The organism is Acinetobacter sp. YH16042, from assembly GCF_013417245.1.
GTDB lineage: Bacteria > Pseudomonadota > Gammaproteobacteria > Pseudomonadales > Moraxellaceae > Acinetobacter > Acinetobacter amyesii.
The window spans coordinates 195159-211775 of the sequence record NZ_VPEJ01000003.1; the positions used below are offsets into that span (position 1 = coordinate 195159).

Here is a 16617-nt window from a genome sequence, read left to right on the forward strand (position 1 = left end):
TATTAATTTGAGTCAAAGACACGTTACTGAATAGCCGATTCATGTTGGATTTTCTATATTCAGCGCATAAAAAACGCATCCGAAGATGCGTTCTTTATTCAGTTTGAACTGAATCAAACAACTTACCAGCCTAAAGCTTCTTGTTGTTTTTTGATCAATTCTTGAATGCCTTTTTCAGCCAATTCAAGCATTTCATTACACTGTGTACGTGTAAATGGTTTGTCTTCTGCTGTGCCTTGAAGTTCAATGAACTCACCGGCTTGCGTCATCACTACGTTCATGTCTGTTTGGCAGCTTGAATCTTCTTCATAGCAAAGATCAAGTAATGCCTCGTCTTGATACATCCCTACAGAAATCGCAGCAACGAGACCTTTTAATGGATCTTGTTTAATTTTTTTATTTTCAAGCAAGACATTCATCGCATCGACCAAGGCAACTGCTGCACCTGTAATTGATGCTGTACGTGTACCGCCATCTGCCTGAATCACATCACAGTCGATACTAATGGTATTTTCACCCAATTTTTTCAAATCGACCATCGCACGTAAGCTACGACCAATCAGACGTTGAATTTCTTGAGTACGACCGCTTTGTTTACCACGTGCCGCTTCACGGTCAGTACGTGTATGTGTTGAACGAGGTAACATGCCATATTCAGCAGTCACCCAACCCTGACCTTTGCCTTTAAGGAAACGCGGCACGGAGTTGTCGACACTTGCAGTACAAAGAACTTTTGTATGACCAAATTCAACCAATACAGAACCTTCCGCATAACGTGTGTAGTTACGGGTAATTTTTACTTCACGTAATTGATCTAATGCTCGTTGGTCGATACGCATAATGAGTCCTTAATCTGACAAAATTGATTGCGGTACATTATAACAGAAGGTACAGCCAGATTCGGGACGCATTCGTGTGCATTTACAAAATCCATTCATCCAAGTTTTGATAAGCCCATCGTACGACATCAGGAAATTTGTTAGACTGAAGCCACGCAATATTCAGGACGAATTGCATGTCGATACGGGAAGAACGTAAGCAACAAAGTCGTAAAGCTATCCTTGATGCAGCGCTTGCATTGAGTACTACGGGCCGTTCTTTCAGTAGCCTGAGCTTACGCGAAATTTCCCGTCATGTCGGCTTGGTTCCCGCTGCATTTTATCGCCATTTTCAAGACATGGACGAACTCGGTTTGGAACTAGTCGACCAAATGGCCCTGCACCTTCGCAATGTCCTCAATCAACTGAGTCAGCAATGCTTTCAAGCACCAGATGCACGCACACGACAAAGTCTGGATTATTTATTTCATGCCGTTGAGCAATTTCCTGAGGCATGGATGTTTCTTATTGCTGAACGTTGGGGTGGTTCAGCATTCTTAAGACAAGCCATTACTCGTGAGTTTAATTTTCTCAGTACCGATTTGGCCCATGCACTGGCTCAAGTTGAAGCGACTCAACATATTCAATCCGAACAAGACCTCAAAGTATTGGGACAAATTTTGTTTGAATTGGCCTTAAGTTGGGCCATGCAGTGGATTGACTTACATCGACATATTGACCTTCCACAACGTACGGATGCGCTACAACAATTTCGCCGCCAAGCTCAGACTCAAGTTCAGCTCTTATTTCGTGGCATCTTACATTGGGATCGATCTTTGGCTCAAATCGCTGATCCGCAAAATTTATCGACCTAAAACGCAAAATGTACCGTCATAAAAAAAGCCGCATCGAGTGCGGCTTTTTTATGACATCTGTTATTTCGCTTTGCGTTCTTTATCAACAAGGAATTTCACGATTTCAACGGTACGTGCATCTTCACCTTGTACGATGTATTTACCATTGACGGTAATCGCAGGCACGCCGCTCAATTGATATTGAGCCGCTAAGCTTTTCGCTTGAGCAATTTTTGAAGACACAGCAAATGATTTAAATGTGCTGTTAAATTTCGCTTCAGGAACACCATAACGGGTGTAGAACTTAGCAAATGCGCCTTGTTCTAAGATATTTTTTTGACCCACATGAATGTCATGGAACAATTGTAAATGTGCTTTTTGACGAACACCCAGTGCTTCCGATGCATAGTAAGCACGCGCGCCTTGTTCCCAAAGTGGATTCATTGCTGCAGGTGTACGGACAAAACGTACATCTTTAGGCAATTGCTTTAACCACGTTTGCATATGCGGTTCTAATGTAAAACAATGTGGGCAGCCATACCAAAAGAACTCACGGACTTCGATTTTACCCGGACGTTCGACTTTAATCGGTTTTGGAATAACTGTGTAATCAGTCCCCGCGACAAATTGCGCTGCCATCGCACTGCCAGAAAAAGCCAAAATAGCTGTTGTAATCGTGCCTAAAAGGAATTTTTTCATTGAACTTATCGTCCTCAAAATCATTATGATTAGTTTATGGCAACACTATAAATCAAATCTGTCGATTTCGTTTTCATTCTGTGAACTTTTTTAAGGCTTTTATCGCTTTTTTTTCAGGACGCGCTACACTAACTCCCATAAACTTTTTTCTAAAATATAAAGACTTGATTGAGGTGCAACCGATGTCGCAATTGAATGTTGATCCACAAGAAATTGCCAAATTTGAAGCTTTCGCAGCCATATGGTGGGATCAGCATTCTGAGTTCCGCCCTTTGCACATGATTAATCCTCTGCGTTTGAACTGGATTGATGAGCATTCAAATGGCATCACTGGCAAGAAAGTATTAGATGTGGGCTGTGGCGGCGGTATTTTAGCTGAAAGCATGGCACGTCGCGGTGCGCAAGTATTGGGTATCGACATGGGTGAAGCGCCATTAAATGTTGCACGCTTACATGCCGAACAAGAAAATGTACAAAATATTGAATATCGCCAAGTACCTGTAGAGCAATTGGCAGAAGAGCAAGCAGGTCAATATGACGTCGTCACCTGTATGGAAATGCTCGAACACGTACCCGATCCAGCTTCGATCATTTTAGCCTGTCAAAAGCTGGTAAAACCGGGTGGTCATGTGTTCTTCTCGACCATTAACCGTAATCCTAAAGCGTATTTGTTTGCGATTATTGGAGCGGAATATGTTTTACGTATGTTGGCGAAAGGCACTCATGATTATTCCAAGTTTATTAAACCTTCAGAATTAGCTCATGATATTCGTCAAGCCGAGTTAAAACTCAAAGATATGACTGGTTTACATTATAACCCGATCACCAAACGCTATTGGCTCGCACCCAATGTGGATGTGAACTATATGGTTCATACGGTGAAAGAAGCCTAATGAAAGCTGTACTCTTTGATCTTGACGGTACACTGATTGATACCGCGGCTGATTTTATTCGTATTATTCAAGACATGTGCCGTGACAAAGGCATTGCGGTGGTCAGTGCAGAAGACATTCGTGTACAAGTATCTGAAGGCGCGCGTGCCATGGTCAAACTGGTCTATCCAGAGTTAGACGTTGAAGATCCTGTCTTTCTGACACATCGTCAACGCTTTCTAGATCTGTATGGTGCTGATATAGCCGTCGATACAGACCTATTTGAAGGCATGTATCCGCTACTCGATGAACTTGAACAGTATCAAATTCCGTGGGGTATTGTCACCAATAAGCCGCGTTCACTCAGTGAAGCGTTGCTCAAAGCGTTGAATTTGAATGAGCGCTGCTCGGTATTGGTTTGCCCAGACGATGTCAGTAAAACCAAGCCAGACCCAGAGCCGATGTATTTAGCAGCCAAGCACATTCATCTAGATGCTCAAGACTGTATCTATGTCGGTGATCATCCACGTGATATCGATGCCGGTCGTAATGCACAGATGTACACAATTCTTGCGGCTTATGGCTATTTACCTTTACAACACAAAGATGACTTAACAGCTTGGCATGCAGATTGTATAGTGAAGACTGTTGCTGAATTGCATGAAGTCATTCATGATTTGGTCATCAAACCGAAAACGCTAAACACAGCGACTTTATAACGATAGAACACAACACAATAAAACGAGGAGGTACGGATGAAATATTCAGAATATCAACCTCGCCCCGATCTGCTCAAAGATCGCATTATCCTGATTACAGGTGCGGGCGATGGTATTGGCCGTGCGGCTGCCCTCAGCTATGCCTTACATGGCGCAACCGTGGTTTTACATGGACGCACACTGAATAAACTAGAAGTGATTTACGATGAAATTGAAGGATTGGGTGCCCCCCAACCGGCGATTTTACCGCTACAACTGTCTAGTGCCTCTCCTCGTGACTATGAGCTATTGGTCGACACCTTAGAAAAGCAATTTGGTCGCCTAGACGGCATTTTGCATAATGCAGGGATCTTGGGTGAGCGAACTGAACTAGAACATTATCCTGTGGATGTTTGGGATGATGTTATGGCGGTGAACCTTCGTGCGCCTTTTGTACTGACTCAAGAGCTAATGCCATTACTGCAAAAATCTGAGCATGCCTCAGTGGTCTTTGCCAGTTCGGGTGTGGGACGTGAAGCCCGTGAACGTTGGGGCGCGTACTCGGTCTCAAAAATTGCCATTGAAGCCGTGAGTACATTGTTCGCCAAAGAAAATGAACACCCCAATATTCGTTTTAACTGCATTAATCCCGGTGCGACACGTACTGCCATGCGTGCAAAGGCGTATCCAGACGAAGATCCAAAAACTTTGCCTACGCCTGAAAGCATCATGCCTGCATATTTATATTTAATGGGTGACGACAGCTTGCATTTAACCGGTGCCAGCATAGATGCCCAAGATGAATAGGGTGAAAACCCAATTTAAAAAGGAAGATCGCGCTTCCTTTTTTTATGTCTTGAATCTTTACAACGCATCATTAACCGACTGATTTTGCAGTGACCACGCGAAAGTCGACTTGAGTTTTTAGCAAATTTGCCGATACTTGGGGCATTCTTTAAAAACATTGGATTGATACATGTCTGACTTTAGCAATATTACAGTGACTCCAACTGAGGATGGCATGGTTAACCTACTGGTCGATGGTCAACCGATTTCAGCAAAATATGGGATGAAATTCGACCCGAGTATCGTGGACGATTTAAAAGGATTAGATGTCGGTCAAAATGCAAAATTATTTGAACAATTTATTTTTTCGCATACTGACTTAAACTTTGAGCATGCCTATTTCTATATCACTTGCATTCAAAAGCAAGAAGCAGGCTTTCAAGTGATCACTAACTTTGTTTATCGCATCATTGCGCAAGATCAAGCACCGTTTGAGCATGTGATTACCAAACAAGGTGCAGCAATGACACCTGAAGATATTAATGAATTTATTCAAGCTCATATTCAAAAATCATTAACGGATTATACTGACCTGAAATACGCATACTAAGTGTGTTCCAAGTGAAAAATTCATGTTTAAAAAGGGCCATTTGATGCCCTTTTTTTAAACTCTTAGATTAGCATTTGAAATTCAATAAGCTTTGATCAATAGACAGCTTCATTACCCAATTTGCTATTGATCGTATTTTTAAATTATTTTTATAATAATATTCGGTTTTTCAAATTAAATATAAAAGCATAGACTGCTTGCCATGACATAGACCGACGGCAAGGAGACCCAAATGGCTGATCAAAAACGCAAAATTGAAACCATTCGTTCAATTGAAAACTTACAACTGACTGAAAATTTGATCTCTGCAATGGACGATGCCGAGCAAGCTGAATCTGTGGCTCAAGCAATTTATTCACTCCAATGCCTAAACGAGCAGTGGTACTAAAACCCGAAGTTACTCAACATTTTCAGTCTTTCATCTCTCCCCTCATTTGCCTGTCAAGACTTGATGGGCTGTTTTGATCGTGCTTACAATAGACCTCAAATTTAATCAAAGCTGAATTGCAAGGATAAAAAGCGCGCATTATCGGACCATCTCTTCCAAGATGGAAAGATTGTTCTCAGCGCGAAATTTATCGCATAATATCCGCAATCTCTTCGTTTTATTTAAAGAAATATTCATCTTTCTTCACAGTTTCTCTGCATTTAATGCGTACAGTAGTGATATTGAAGATAAATTACTCATGAGGGTTGAACATGAAAAAGATTTTGCCAATTTTGGCTATTTCTTTCAGTGCTTTAATAGCAAGCAGCATCACGTCTGCAGCGCCTCACTTCAAGAACGATGAACGTGGCTTTGATGGCCCACGCGGCAATGCATATGGTCAAATGAAAAAAGATCGTGATTTCCGTGGTTATCAGGACGATGACGATCTTGAAGATCGACGCCGTATGCGTGAACAACGTGGAGTCAAACGTTTGCAACAACATAAATGGCAAACGGGCTATGTGATGCCACAGCATTATCGTGGTAATGGTTATAAAGTCGATTATAAAGACCATAACTTACCTAAACCATCGCGTAATCAGCAATGGTATAAAATCAATAATGACTACATATTGGTCAACTCAGATAGTAACAGTATTCTGAAAATTTTAGGTATGTAAGCCGTTTTGAATTTAATTTCGCCATATTTTTAAAGTCCAGATCAACTCTGGGCTTTTTTATGAGTTTTTTTTAATGTTTAACCGCAAAAGCTGATGCTGCCTAGCGTTCAGATCATTTACACACCTTCAAATTTCCTCCATACATTTCACAATTCAACTATATTGCCCCCACGCTTTCTCTGAACTTTCTCGCTAATTTTGAATCATCGAAAAACAGATTAGAAATGTATAGAGGTGTCCCATGAACAAAATCGTATCGAGTTTAGTTCTTTCCGTATCGGCTTTGATGGCAACAACAGCAGCCATTGCTGCGCCAGACCATCGTCAAGATGACCGCCGTTACCATCCGTCATACCAACATCAAGACAACCGTTGGGACAAAGATCACCGTCCGAGCAATTGGAATAACAACAACCGTTATGACAATAATCGCTACGACCGTAATGACTTTCGTCGTGTAAATCCAAGCCGCGATTGGCGTGTTGGTCAAAGCTTTCCTCGTTATTTCGATTCAAGCCGCTACAAAGTGAGTGATCGTGAAGCGCGCCGCTTACCGAACACCGGTCGTTATCAACAATGGTACAAAATCAATGGTGACTACGTGCTAGTCAATGATCGTACCGATCGCATCATTCGCATTAAGAATGGCTAATCATTCGACGATCTCTTAAGTCCCTTTCCCAACACCTGAACACTGTTCAGGTGTTTTTTTATTAAATGGAGCGTAAAACTCTGTCCTTCAGGTCAGAGATATAAGCGACACGACATGAAGTGTCGTTTGATTTAACTAAGGACTATTTTTCTTGAGTTTTGATTGTTAATATAAGTACATGAAAACCCTTAAATTACGTATAAAAGACAAACATTGCAAGGTGTTAGACCAACTAGCATCAGAAGTGAACTTCGTCTGGAATTATGTCAATGATTTAGGGTTTAGACATTTGAAGCGGAAAGGTGAATTTCTCTCTGCTTTTGATATTGCCAAATATACGAAAGGCACATCCAAAGAATGTAATTTACATAGTCAAACCATTCAGGCTGTAACTGAAGAATTAGTCACCCTAAGAAAGCAATTTAAAAAGGCAAAGCTGAAATGGCGTGTCAGCAATAAAAAATCAGCAAGGCGCTCTTTGGGATGGGTTCCCTTTAAAAAGTTGGCTATCAAATATGCCAATGGATATGTCCAGTATGGAAAACACCAATTTAAGCTTTGGGATAGCTACGGTTTAAGCAAATACACGTTAAAAACAGGTTCATTTGTAGAGGATAGCCGTGGGCGTTGGTATGTATGTCTTGTTGTTGAATCGCCTAAGCAAGATAAATCGACAGCAACCAAAGCGATTGGTATTGATCTAGGCTTAAAAGATATTGCCACCTGTTCTGATGGCACTGTAATTTCAAATCCAAAATTCTATCGAAAATATGAGCAGAAATTAGGTATTGCTCAGAGAGCCAGGAATAAGAAGCGTGTTCGTGCATTACACGCCAAGATTGCAAATAGCCGAAAAGATCATTTGCATAAAGCAAGCACCAAGCTTGTGAATGAAAATGCATTGATTATTGCAGGTGACTTGAGTGCTAAAAAATTAGTAAAAACCAAAATGGCAAAATCTGTTTTGGATACAGGATTTTCGGCACTAAAAACAATGCTCAAGTATAAATGCGAGAACGCAGGCGTATTGTTTGAAGAAGTCCAAGAAGCCTATACCACCCAAATCTGTTCGTGCTGCGGTGAGATCACCTCAAGTAGTCCAAAAGGTAAGACAGATCTTGGAATAAGAGAATGGGAGTGCATGAGCTGTGGTACAGCTCATGATCGAGATATAAACTCAGCTCTAAACATTCTTGCGCTTGGGCATAAGCGTCTAGCTGTAGGAATCACCCTCGTTTAAGGGGGTGAGGATGTCAAATTTGCTTTCCGCTGTCATATGTTTTTGTTTAGAATCATCCATACCAAAGCGAATAAACAGGCATAGGCATGCAAACGAATATCACTGAACCATCTTCCAGCACAACCTTACAGTATGTGCATTGGTTCCGTCATTCTGCACCCTATATTAATGCGCATCGCAACAAAACCTTTGTCATCATGTTTGATGGTGAAGCGCTGCAACATGAAAATTTTCAACACATTATTCACGATATTGCCTTATTACACTCGCTTGGTATTCGTCTAATTTTAGTACATGGTGCCCGTCCGCAAATCAATCATAATTTACAAAGCAGCGGCATCAAGACACCATTTCATCATCACCGTCGCATCACCACGCGCGAATCCTTACCTGCGGTGATGAATGCCGTCGGCTCCATTCGTCTGCAAATTGAAGCGCTCCTGTCTATGGGTTTAGCCAACTCACCAATGTACGGCGCGCGCATTGATGTGGTCTCAGGTAATTTGGTCACGGCAAAACCGTATGGCATTCGTGACGGTATCGATTTTCAACTGTCTGGTGAAGTTCGTTCCGTCGATATTGATGCGATTCAACGTCATTTAGAGAGCCAAAATATTGTGGTGCTTGGGCCAACAGGTTATTCCACGACAGGTGAAGTGTTTAATTTATTGGCTGAAGAAGTTGCGACCAAAACCGCCATCAGTTTAAAAGCGGATAAGTTAATTTTCTTGGGCAAACAACATGGTTTGCACAATGAACATGGGCAGCTACAACGCGAAATTACGCCTCATCAACTTGATCAGCATATTTTGCAATATCAAGATTCTAACCCCGACATAGCCCTGCATTTAAGCGTTGCCAAAGATGCTTCCCTTCAAGGCGTACACCGTGTTCATCTCATTTCCTATGCCTATGATGGCGCATTGATCGAAGAATTGTTCACGCGTGACGGCTCTGGCACCATGATCACTGATGCGCATTATGAAGAAGTGCGTACTGCCGATATTCAAGATGTTGGCGGCTTAATCAATCTCTTACGCCCTCTCGAACAAGAAGGCATCTTGGTTTATCGCTCACGCGAACGTCTAGAAAATGAAATTGGACAATTTGCAGTGATTGAACGTGACGGTACGATTTTGGCCTGCGCTGCGTTATACCCGATTCCTGTCACAGGGAATGAAAAACGCTCTGCTGAAATCGCGTGCGTAGCTGTGCATCCGGGGTATCGAAAATCAAATCGCGGTAGCCAAATTTTGCATTATTTAGAAGAAAAAGCGCGAGATTTAGGTATTGAACAATTGTTTATTTTGACCACACGGACAGCGCATTGGTTCCTTGAACAAGGTTTTGAACAAGTCAGTGTCGATGACTTACCGAATGCCCGTCAGGCCTTATATAACTACCAACGAAACTCATTGGTTTGTAAAAAGTCACTTTAAAGTGGCTTTTTTTATGCGCTGAATAGCATTATTTTGCATAAGGTTATGCCGAATCCCTTGGCAATACCCTTAAATTACTTTGCAAGCCACAGAATAACCATATCTACCATTTAAATAACCATAATAAATAAAATAATTTCAACAACTTAAAACAATACTTCGACACATTATATATTTTTCTAAAATCATAATTTTTCATAAGTTTTGCTGATTTTTATTTATCTTTTTTCCTGATTTTAAATTTAAGTTTTCTTATTTTTTTCGAAAAAGAAAACTCTTTAGCTTATGTGTTCATAAATCAACAGTTCTGCAAATTTAGACCTTTATAGGAGCAACACATGCGTACGCACAAAGCAAAACTTTGGACAAAAACACTTGTACTGTCTACAGCGGTTGTGGGTGCCATGATGATGTCGGGCTGTGGCAAAAAAGAGGCTGATGAAAATGTCACCTTAAATATTGGTTTCCAAAAATATGGCTTATTGCCAATTTTAAAAGAACGCGGAACCTTAGAAACAGCCTTAAAAAGCCAAGGTGTAAATATCAAATGGGTGGAATTTCCTGCGGGTCCACAGCTGCTTGAAGGCCTCAATGTGGGCAGTGTTTCATTTGGTGAAGTCGGTGAAGCACCACCTATCTTTGCTCAAGCCGCTCAAACCGATTTGGTTTACATTGCCAACCAACCTGCTGTTCCAAAAGCTGAAGCGTTAATTGTGCAAAAAGATTCGGCTATTCACAGTATTCAGGACTTAAAAGGTAAACGCGTGGCCTTAAACAAAGGCTCAAACGTGCATTACCTCTTACTCAAGCTGTTGGAAGCCAATCAAATTAAGTTTAGCGACATCAATGTCGTGTATTTACCGCCTGCTGATGCACGAGCTGCCTTTGAAAAAGGTGCAGTCGATGCGTGGGTAATTTGGGATCCGTTCCTTTCTGCCGCTGAGCATCAACTTAATGCTCGCACCATTGCCAATGGCGAAAACTTGGTGAAGAACTACCAGTTCTATTTGGCCGATCGCAAATTTGCTCAGGAAAATCCTAAAGTCCTGCAAGCTGTGGTGAATGAGTTGAATTTGACCACACAATGGGTTTCTAAAAATCAAGATGAAGCGGCCAAGTTACTCGAAGGCAAAACCGGCTTAGGTCTAGATGTGCTTAAAACATCAATTTCCCGCTTAGGCAATCAAGTGACGCCGATTACTGCACAAGTGGCGCAAGAGCAGCAGCAAGTCGCTGATGCGTTTTATAACGAAAAATTAATTCCAAATAAATTAAATATTGAGTCGGCCATTATCAAATAAGCCGACCACAGCATAAGGGCGATGCCATGCGTATTCTAAGAACATTTTCCATACTGACTTTAGCCACTTTGGGCCTTGGACTCAGTGCGTGCCAAAAACAAGAAACAGCACAGCAGGATCGTGAAAAACCAACTGAAACAGCCGTAAAAACCTTGGTTATTGGTTTTCAAAAATCAGCCCTAAATTTACTGGTTGCCCGTGAACAAAAGCTCTTTGAACAACAATTTCCCGGCGCTCAGATTGAATGGAAGGAATTCCCTGCTGGCCCACAAATGTTAGAAGCCCTTGCCGTCGGTGCGGTGGATTATGGCTATGTCGGCAACACCCCGCCTATTTTTGCCCAAGCTGCCAATAAAGACCTGAATTATATTGGCTATGAAGTGGTGCCTGAACAGTCGCTTGCTGTCGTGATTCCAGCGGACAGCTCAATCAAAACCATTCAAGAATTACGTGGCAAACGCGTTGCTGTACAAAAAGGCTCGAGTGCGCATGAGTTATTAGCCAAAACTTTAGAAAAAGCCGGTTTGACTTGGAATGACATTCAACCGATTTGGATTCCACCAGCAGATGCACGTGCCGCATTTGATAAAAAATCAATTGATGCATGGGCCATTTGGGATCCGTTTTTATCTGCAGCGGAGTTGGATGCTCAGGCTAAAGTGCTGATTCAATCTGGTGATTTTCCAAAGACCTATTCATTTTATGTGGCAAATCCAAAAGTCGTTCAAGCGCACCCTGATGCCCCAGCTAAATTTTTAAAGGCCTTAGACGCTTCCGATCAGTGGATTGTGAAGAACCAAAATGTGGCTTTAGAGATTTATCAAACCAGCACAGGGCTGCAAAAGAATATTGCTGCGCAAGCCTTTTCACGCCGATCTAAACCATCTCCTGTGCGCTCGCTGACACCCGAGGTCATACAAGCACAGCAAAATATTGCGGACTTATTTAAACAAGTCCAACTGATTCCAAACAACATTCAAGTCCAAAAGCAAGTTTGGACACCTTCATCACATTGATACCCGAGCCATCAAAAATACAAGGAACTGAACATGAAAATTTTCTGGTTTATCCCTACCCACGGTGACAGTCGCTACTTAGGAACAAGTAAAGGTGCACGCCAAGTCGATCATGCCTACATGAAGCAAATTGCAGTAGCGGTGGATAATCTTGGCTATGAAGGCGTTCTGATTCCAACAGGTCGTTCATGTGAAGATCCATGGCTTACAGCTGCAAGCTTGATTGATGCCACTAAAAATTTAAAATTTCTAGTGGCGCTACGTCCGGGGGTGACAACGCCTGCACTAACTGCACGTATGGCTGCAACTTTTGACCGTTTATCTGGCGGCCGTATCTTACTGAACTTAGTTACAGGCGGTGATGAGCAGGAACTCAAGGGTGATGGTGTCTATGAAGATCACGCAACGCGTTACCAAACTGCCGCGGAATACACCACCATTTGGCGTGAAATTTTAACCCGCTCACATACCGGTGAAAGCTATACCTTCCATGGTGAACGTCTGAGTGTGGACGACGCCAAATTACTCTATCCGCCGCTACAAAAACCGTACCCACCATTATGGTTTGGCGGTTCTTCAGAGGCTGCTGTTGAACTGGCAACAGATCAAGTTGACACCTATTTGACTTGGGGTGAGCCACCTGCTGCGGTAAAAGAAAAAATTGCAGTGGTGCGTGAAAAAGCCAAAGCCAAAGGACGTGAACTGAATTATGGCATTCGTTTACATGTCATTGTGCGCGAAACCAATGAAGAGGCATGGAAAGCAGCAGAAGAGCTGATCCAATATGTCGACGATGCCACCATTGCAGCCGCGCAAGCCAAGTTCAAAACCATGGACTCTGTTGGTCAACGCCGTATGGCTGAACTGCACAATGGCGACCGTAGCAAATTAGAAGTATCGCCAAACTTATGGGCCGGTGTTGGTCTGGTTCGTGGTGGTGCAGGTACGGCACTCGTTGGTGATCCTGAAACCGTCGCCGCACGTATCCAAGAATATGCCGATCTCGGGATTAGCACCTTTATTTTCTCTGGTTACCCACACCTTGAAGAGTCGATCCGTTTTGCAGAATTAGTGTTTCCATTACTGCCATTGGAAACACGTCAGAAATTGGTTCAACCTAACTTAACCGGCCCATTTGGTGAGATTGTCGCGAACAATTACACACCAGATGAAAATAAAAAAGCTGAAAAGATTCAGGAGCCGGCCTAATGTCCAAAACTGTTTCTGTTGAAACCTTCAAAGCACCGAAGGTTTCACGTGGAACACAACTCGGGCAGCGTTTGCTGCCTTGGTTGTTTCCTATTGCATTAATTATTGTTTGGCAAATTGCCTCTGTTACAGGGCTGTTAGAAAGTCGTATTTTGCCTGCGCCAAGTGCGGTGGTGGTGGCCTTTTGGAACTTACTGATCAGTGGTGAACTGTGGAAGCATGTTCAAATCAGTGCCGGTCGTGCTTTGGTTGGGCTTTTAGTCGGCGGTGGATTAGGTCTTTTTTTAGGGCTGCTGAATGGTTCATCCAAAACAGCATCGACGCTACTCGATACCACGCTGCAAATGATCCGTAATATTCCTGCTCTTGCCCTGATTCCCTTGGTGATTTTATGGTTTGGGATCAATGAATCGGCCAAACTTTTTTTAGTCGCTATTGGCGTATTCTTTCCCATTTATATCAATACCTATCATGGTATTCGTTCTGTAGACCCTCAACTGATTGAAATGGGCAAAAGCTACGGTTTGAGTGGCTGGCAACTGTATAAAGAAATTATTCTGCCAGGGGCGATGCCGTCTATTTTGGTTGGTCTGCGTTTTTCACTCGGTCTCGTTTGGGTTTTGTTGATTGTGGCAGAAACCATTTCAGCACAAGCCGGCATCGGTTATATGACCATGAATGCGCGCGAATTTCTACAAACCGACATCGTCTTGGTCGGGATTTTATTGTATGCCCTACTCGGTAAATTGGCCGATGTACTGGCTGTTGCCTTAGAAAAATATTTACTCCGTTGGCACTCGGGTTACCAAAAATAAGGAGCATGTGATGACCGATTTAAGCATAAGCCGTCATGCAGACGACTCAACCCAACCTCAGCGTTCTTCAGTCGAGGATATCACCCCCCATGCGGTGTTGGGCGCAGAGATCCTGATTGAACAACTACACAAATTTTATGGCGATGTTAAAGTCCTTGAAGACCTAGACCTGCATATTCAACCCGGTGAATTCTTGGCAATTGTCGGTCGTAGTGGCTGTGGTAAAAGTACCCTGCTTCGCCTCATCGCCGACTTAGAAAAACCGAGTTATGGCGAAATTAAATTTAAGTCTGCACGTCATATTCGTGAAGGCATCACAAGTGATGATATTCGTGTGATGTTCCAAGACCCTCGCCTCCTGCTTTGGCGTAGTATTGAGAAAAATGTGCAACTCGGTTTAAGCAAAGACCAACATGCCAATGCCACAGCACTCCTCGAGAAAGTTGGTTTAAAAGACAAAGCGGGGCTTTGGCCAACACAGCTATCAGGGGGGCAACGTCAACGTACTGCACTGGCACGGGCCTTATCACATAAGCCACGCATTTTGCTGCTAGATGAACCACTGGGTGCGCTCGATGCCTTAACACGTTTAGATATGCAGAATTTGATTGAAAAACTTTGGACTGAACAAGGTTTTACCGCGATTTTGGTCACGCATGATGTAAGTGAAGCCGTACAGTTAGCAGACCGTATAATCTTGCTCGATAAAGGCCATATCGCCAAAGAGTTTAGTGTCGATTTGGCCCGCCCACGAAAAAAAGGCATTGAATTTACTGAACTTGAACAACAAGTCTTACAAGCAGTCTTGGCCACTTAAGCTATACTTGTGCAGGAAATCATCACTTAAACTGTGTGACTTCCTGTCCTGTTCTAAAGCAATATCGCAACATAACCACGTTTAGCATTGAGGGGAGATTTATCGCCTGTTGACAAATACATCACAAAAATTACGACAAATCATATAAATCCATGACTAAAAATAATGATTTATTTAAATTTCACCCTAAAATGATTATTTGAAATATTATGGCATTCGTCGTATTTATTTGACCGTTGAATAGAATAAACTGCCAAAATTCATAAAATTAGAAACGATGATTGTGCACAAATCTGTTGATTTGCCGTACAATTCAATATTCCCTTTTCATTTTCTTAAAAGAGCTAATGGAACAAAAAAAGAGTACCCAGAAACGCCACCAGTTACTTAATGCAGCACTGGATGTCTTTTCCCTGTATGGCTTCAATGGCGCCAGCTTGGATGAGATCGCACAGATTGCAGAAATGCATAAATCGAATATTTTCTATTACTATGAAAATAAAGAAGCGCTTTATGTTGAAGTTCTGACAACGGTTCTACAAAAGTGGCTTGCTCCGCTACAAATGTTGGAAGCAGACCTTGAGCCTGAAGAAGCGATCACCAATTATCTATTGCAGAAAATTGAAGTATCTCGTACGCAACCGAAAGCCTCACGTTTGTTCGCACTTGAAGTCATTCAGGGCGCACCACACATTCTTGAAATTTTAAAAGGCCCACTAAAAAAATTAGTGAAACGCAAAGCCAAAGTCATTAGCAACTGGCAAGAGCAAGGTAAAATTTCAAAAGATATTGATCCAGAACTTTTAATTCTGAACATTTGGGCAATTACGCAAAACTATGCTGACTTTGCAACCCAAATGGAAATGGTCACTGGAAAAACCTTACGTAATCGCAGTATGCAACAACGGATTATTCAACATACCGTTCATATGATGCTTTACGGTGTAATTCCACGCCCAGAAAAGTAAATTGAATTGGGTCGAATTGGCATACGACCATAGCATTCTATGGTCGCCGACCGAAATTAGCTAAATGCCTTATTTGACTGTTTGATATAATTTCAATAATTTCTTTGCGCCGAATAATAAATTTTCTTCCCAATCCAGATGCGCTGTGTCATTCGCACCATCGGTAATATATTTTACCGATACAAAGCGAACACCCAGTTTTTTACATACTTTAGCGATTGCGTAGCCTTCCATATCGACAAGATTACACGGTACTTTCGGCAGCCCAGTTTCAAAGCTGTCGCCTGTACCACAAATTCCTTTAGGCAAATGGCTAAACATGCTCTCTGGCTGAATTTCAGCAGGATGATCGGTATCCATCGGCGTCACCCCCACATCAAAACCCAAAGGCGATACATCCATATCCCGTTGTACAAATTGAGCTACTTCAACCAAAGCATGTGCATCAAAATGTGAACTTCCCGCAGTGCCCAAATTCAGCAAAGTATGACATCCGGTTTTTTGAATCACATCAAAGGCTTTAAATGCGGCATTGACTTTACCAATACCACTGTAATGTACTTCAATGCCTGCGGCTTCAAACAAGCCTTTAGATTCACTCGGCAGTGCCATAATTAAAGCGATTTGCTGACGCATAGCGGTCTCCTCAAATTGATGCCTTCATATAGCATACATTTGCACGTGCGCAGAAAAAATCATCTTCAAAAATCACA

19 protein-coding genes are annotated in these 16617 nt (G+C 42.3%); 16 read left to right on the top strand and 3 right to left on the bottom strand.

The window, feature by feature from the left end; genetic code table 11:
- Positions 1 to 122: 122 nt before the first annotated feature.
- Positions 123 to 839, bottom strand: a complete 717-nt coding sequence (gene rph / locus FTV37_RS03665) for a ribonuclease PH (protein WP_078190634.1) — start codon at positions 837 to 839, stop codon at positions 123 to 125.
- A 176-nt stretch (positions 840 to 1015) separates the two neighbouring features.
- On the opposite strand from rph, the gene FTV37_RS03670 reads away from it, so the two are divergent.
- The gene (locus FTV37_RS03670) at positions 1016 to 1693 is read left to right on the top strand and encodes a TetR family transcriptional regulator (protein WP_180063055.1); all 678 of its coding nucleotides are present in this window, start codon (positions 1016 to 1018) and stop codon (positions 1691 to 1693) included.
- A gap of 60 nt (positions 1694 to 1753) precedes the next feature.
- Here the strand turns inward: FTV37_RS03670 and FTV37_RS03675 are convergent, their stop codons facing one another.
- The gene (locus FTV37_RS03675; protein WP_111885097.1) at positions 1754 to 2371 is read right to left on the bottom strand and encodes a thiol:disulfide interchange protein DsbA/DsbL; all 618 of its coding nucleotides are present in this window, start codon (positions 2369 to 2371) and stop codon (positions 1754 to 1756) included.
- Between the two features lie 182 nt (positions 2372 to 2553).
- Between FTV37_RS03675 and ubiG the strand changes: the two genes are divergently transcribed.
- From ubiG to FTV37_RS03750, 15 genes are all read left to right on the top strand, one after another.
- Positions 2554 to 3264: a bifunctional 2-polyprenyl-6-hydroxyphenol methylase/3-demethylubiquinol 3-O-methyltransferase UbiG gene (gene ubiG, locus FTV37_RS03680; protein ID WP_078190637.1), complete on the top strand. Its 711-nt coding sequence runs from the start codon at positions 2554 to 2556 to the stop codon at positions 3262 to 3264.
- Positions 3264 to 3962 (top strand): HAD family hydrolase, encoded by a 699-nt coding sequence (locus tag FTV37_RS03685; RefSeq protein WP_180063056.1) that lies wholly within the window; start codon positions 3264 to 3266, stop codon positions 3960 to 3962. Before ubiG ends, FTV37_RS03685 begins: the two co-directional genes overlap by 1 nt.
- A 36-nt stretch (positions 3963 to 3998) precedes the next feature.
- The gene (locus tag FTV37_RS03690) at positions 3999 to 4748 is read left to right on the top strand and encodes a YciK family oxidoreductase (protein WP_078190639.1); all 750 of its coding nucleotides are present in this window, start codon (positions 3999 to 4001) and stop codon (positions 4746 to 4748) included.
- 169 nt (positions 4749 to 4917) lie between these two features.
- The gene (locus tag FTV37_RS03695; protein WP_180063057.1) at positions 4918 to 5337 is read left to right on the top strand and encodes a hypothetical protein; all 420 of its coding nucleotides are present in this window, start codon (positions 4918 to 4920) and stop codon (positions 5335 to 5337) included.
- Positions 5338 to 5569: 232 nt separating this feature from the next.
- Complete coding sequence (locus FTV37_RS03700; RefSeq protein ID WP_180063058.1) at positions 5570 to 5725, top strand: hypothetical protein; 156 nt, start codon at positions 5570 to 5572, stop codon at positions 5723 to 5725.
- 311 nt (positions 5726 to 6036) lie between these two features.
- Positions 6037 to 6447 carry an RcnB family protein gene (locus tag FTV37_RS03705; RefSeq protein WP_078193274.1) on the top strand — a complete coding sequence of 137 codons (411 nt, stop codon included), beginning with the start codon at positions 6037 to 6039 and terminating at the stop codon, positions 6445 to 6447.
- Positions 6448 to 6688: 241 nt separating this feature from the next.
- Positions 6689 to 7099 carry an RcnB family protein gene (locus FTV37_RS03710; protein ID WP_168379728.1) on the top strand — a complete coding sequence of 137 codons (411 nt, stop codon included), beginning with the start codon at positions 6689 to 6691 and terminating at the stop codon, positions 7097 to 7099.
- A 178-nt stretch (positions 7100 to 7277) separates the two neighbouring features.
- Positions 7278 to 8339, top strand: a complete 1062-nt coding sequence (locus tag FTV37_RS03715; protein ID WP_180063059.1) for an RNA-guided endonuclease TnpB family protein — start codon at positions 7278 to 7280, stop codon at positions 8337 to 8339.
- A gap of 86 nt (positions 8340 to 8425) precedes the next feature.
- Complete coding sequence (argA, locus tag FTV37_RS03720; protein WP_180004326.1) at positions 8426 to 9778, top strand: amino-acid N-acetyltransferase; 1353 nt, start codon at positions 8426 to 8428, stop codon at positions 9776 to 9778.
- Between the two features lie 338 nt (positions 9779 to 10116).
- A complete protein-coding gene (locus FTV37_RS03725; protein WP_180063060.1) occupies positions 10117 to 11079 on the top strand; it encodes a sulfonate ABC transporter substrate-binding protein in 963 nt (320 codons plus the stop codon).
- A gap of 26 nt (positions 11080 to 11105) precedes the next feature.
- The gene (locus FTV37_RS03730; protein ID WP_180063061.1) at positions 11106 to 12095 is read left to right on the top strand and encodes an aliphatic sulfonate ABC transporter substrate-binding protein; all 990 of its coding nucleotides are present in this window, start codon (positions 11106 to 11108) and stop codon (positions 12093 to 12095) included.
- A gap of 33 nt (positions 12096 to 12128) precedes the next feature.
- Entirely contained in the window at positions 12129 to 13304 is a 1176-nt protein-coding gene (gene ssuD / locus FTV37_RS03735; RefSeq protein ID WP_180009570.1) for an FMNH2-dependent alkanesulfonate monooxygenase, read from the top strand.
- Entirely contained in the window at positions 13304 to 14119 is an 816-nt protein-coding gene (gene ssuC / locus FTV37_RS03740; RefSeq protein WP_180063062.1) for an aliphatic sulfonate ABC transporter permease SsuC, read from the top strand. The genes ssuD and ssuC overlap by 1 nt, the downstream gene beginning before the upstream one ends.
- A 10-nt stretch (positions 14120 to 14129) precedes the next feature.
- Positions 14130 to 14936 carry an ABC transporter ATP-binding protein gene (locus FTV37_RS03745; protein WP_180063063.1) on the top strand — a complete coding sequence of 269 codons (807 nt, stop codon included), beginning with the start codon at positions 14130 to 14132 and terminating at the stop codon, positions 14934 to 14936.
- Between the two features lie 347 nt (positions 14937 to 15283).
- Positions 15284 to 15904 carry a TetR/AcrR family transcriptional regulator gene (locus tag FTV37_RS03750; RefSeq protein WP_078190649.1) on the top strand — a complete coding sequence of 207 codons (621 nt, stop codon included), beginning with the start codon at positions 15284 to 15286 and terminating at the stop codon, positions 15902 to 15904.
- Positions 15905 to 15973: 69 nt separating this feature from the next.
- Here the strand turns inward: FTV37_RS03750 and FTV37_RS03755 are convergent, their stop codons facing one another.
- Positions 15974 to 16540, bottom strand: coding sequence for a 5'-nucleosidase (locus tag FTV37_RS03755; protein WP_111886021.1), 567 nt, complete (start codon positions 16538 to 16540; stop codon positions 15974 to 15976).
- Positions 16541 to 16617 lie beyond the last annotated feature (77 nt).

Bases quoted from the DNA above. Each gene is read 5' to 3' on its own strand.
- rph (WP_078190634.1), bottom strand. From the start codon at position 839: ATGCGTATCGACCAACGAGCATTAGATCAATTACGTGAAGTAAAAATT.
- FTV37_RS03670 (WP_180063055.1), top strand. From the start codon at position 1,016: ATGTCGATACGGGAAGAACGTAAGCAACAAAGTCGTAAAGCTATCCTT.
- FTV37_RS03675 (WP_111885097.1), bottom strand. From the start codon at position 2,371: ATGAAAAAATTCCTTTTAGGCACGATTACAACAGCTATTTTGGCTTTT.
- ubiG (WP_078190637.1), top strand. From the start codon at position 2,554: ATGTCGCAATTGAATGTTGATCCACAAGAAATTGCCAAATTTGAAGCT.
- FTV37_RS03685 (WP_180063056.1), top strand. From the start codon at position 3,264: ATGAAAGCTGTACTCTTTGATCTTGACGGTACACTGATTGATACCGCG.
- FTV37_RS03690 (WP_078190639.1), top strand. From the start codon at position 3,999: ATGAAATATTCAGAATATCAACCTCGCCCCGATCTGCTCAAAGATCGC.
- FTV37_RS03695 (WP_180063057.1), top strand. From the start codon at position 4,918: ATGTCTGACTTTAGCAATATTACAGTGACTCCAACTGAGGATGGCATG.
- FTV37_RS03700 (WP_180063058.1), top strand. From the start codon at position 5,570: ATGGCTGATCAAAAACGCAAAATTGAAACCATTCGTTCAATTGAAAAC.
- FTV37_RS03705 (WP_078193274.1), top strand. From the start codon at position 6,037: ATGAAAAAGATTTTGCCAATTTTGGCTATTTCTTTCAGTGCTTTAATA.
- FTV37_RS03710 (WP_168379728.1), top strand. From the start codon at position 6,689: ATGAACAAAATCGTATCGAGTTTAGTTCTTTCCGTATCGGCTTTGATG.
- FTV37_RS03715 (WP_180063059.1), top strand. From the start codon at position 7,278: ATGAAAACCCTTAAATTACGTATAAAAGACAAACATTGCAAGGTGTTA.
- argA (WP_180004326.1), top strand. From the start codon at position 8,426: ATGCAAACGAATATCACTGAACCATCTTCCAGCACAACCTTACAGTAT.
- FTV37_RS03725 (WP_180063060.1), top strand. From the start codon at position 10,117: ATGCGTACGCACAAAGCAAAACTTTGGACAAAAACACTTGTACTGTCT.
- FTV37_RS03730 (WP_180063061.1), top strand. From the start codon at position 11,106: ATGCGTATTCTAAGAACATTTTCCATACTGACTTTAGCCACTTTGGGC.
- ssuD (WP_180009570.1), top strand. From the start codon at position 12,129: ATGAAAATTTTCTGGTTTATCCCTACCCACGGTGACAGTCGCTACTTA.
- ssuC (WP_180063062.1), top strand. From the start codon at position 13,304: ATGTCCAAAACTGTTTCTGTTGAAACCTTCAAAGCACCGAAGGTTTCA.
- FTV37_RS03745 (WP_180063063.1), top strand. From the start codon at position 14,130: ATGACCGATTTAAGCATAAGCCGTCATGCAGACGACTCAACCCAACCT.
- FTV37_RS03750 (WP_078190649.1), top strand. From the start codon at position 15,284: ATGGAACAAAAAAAGAGTACCCAGAAACGCCACCAGTTACTTAATGCA.
- FTV37_RS03755 (WP_111886021.1), bottom strand. From the start codon at position 16,540: ATGCGTCAGCAAATCGCTTTAATTATGGCACTGCCGAGTGAATCTAAA.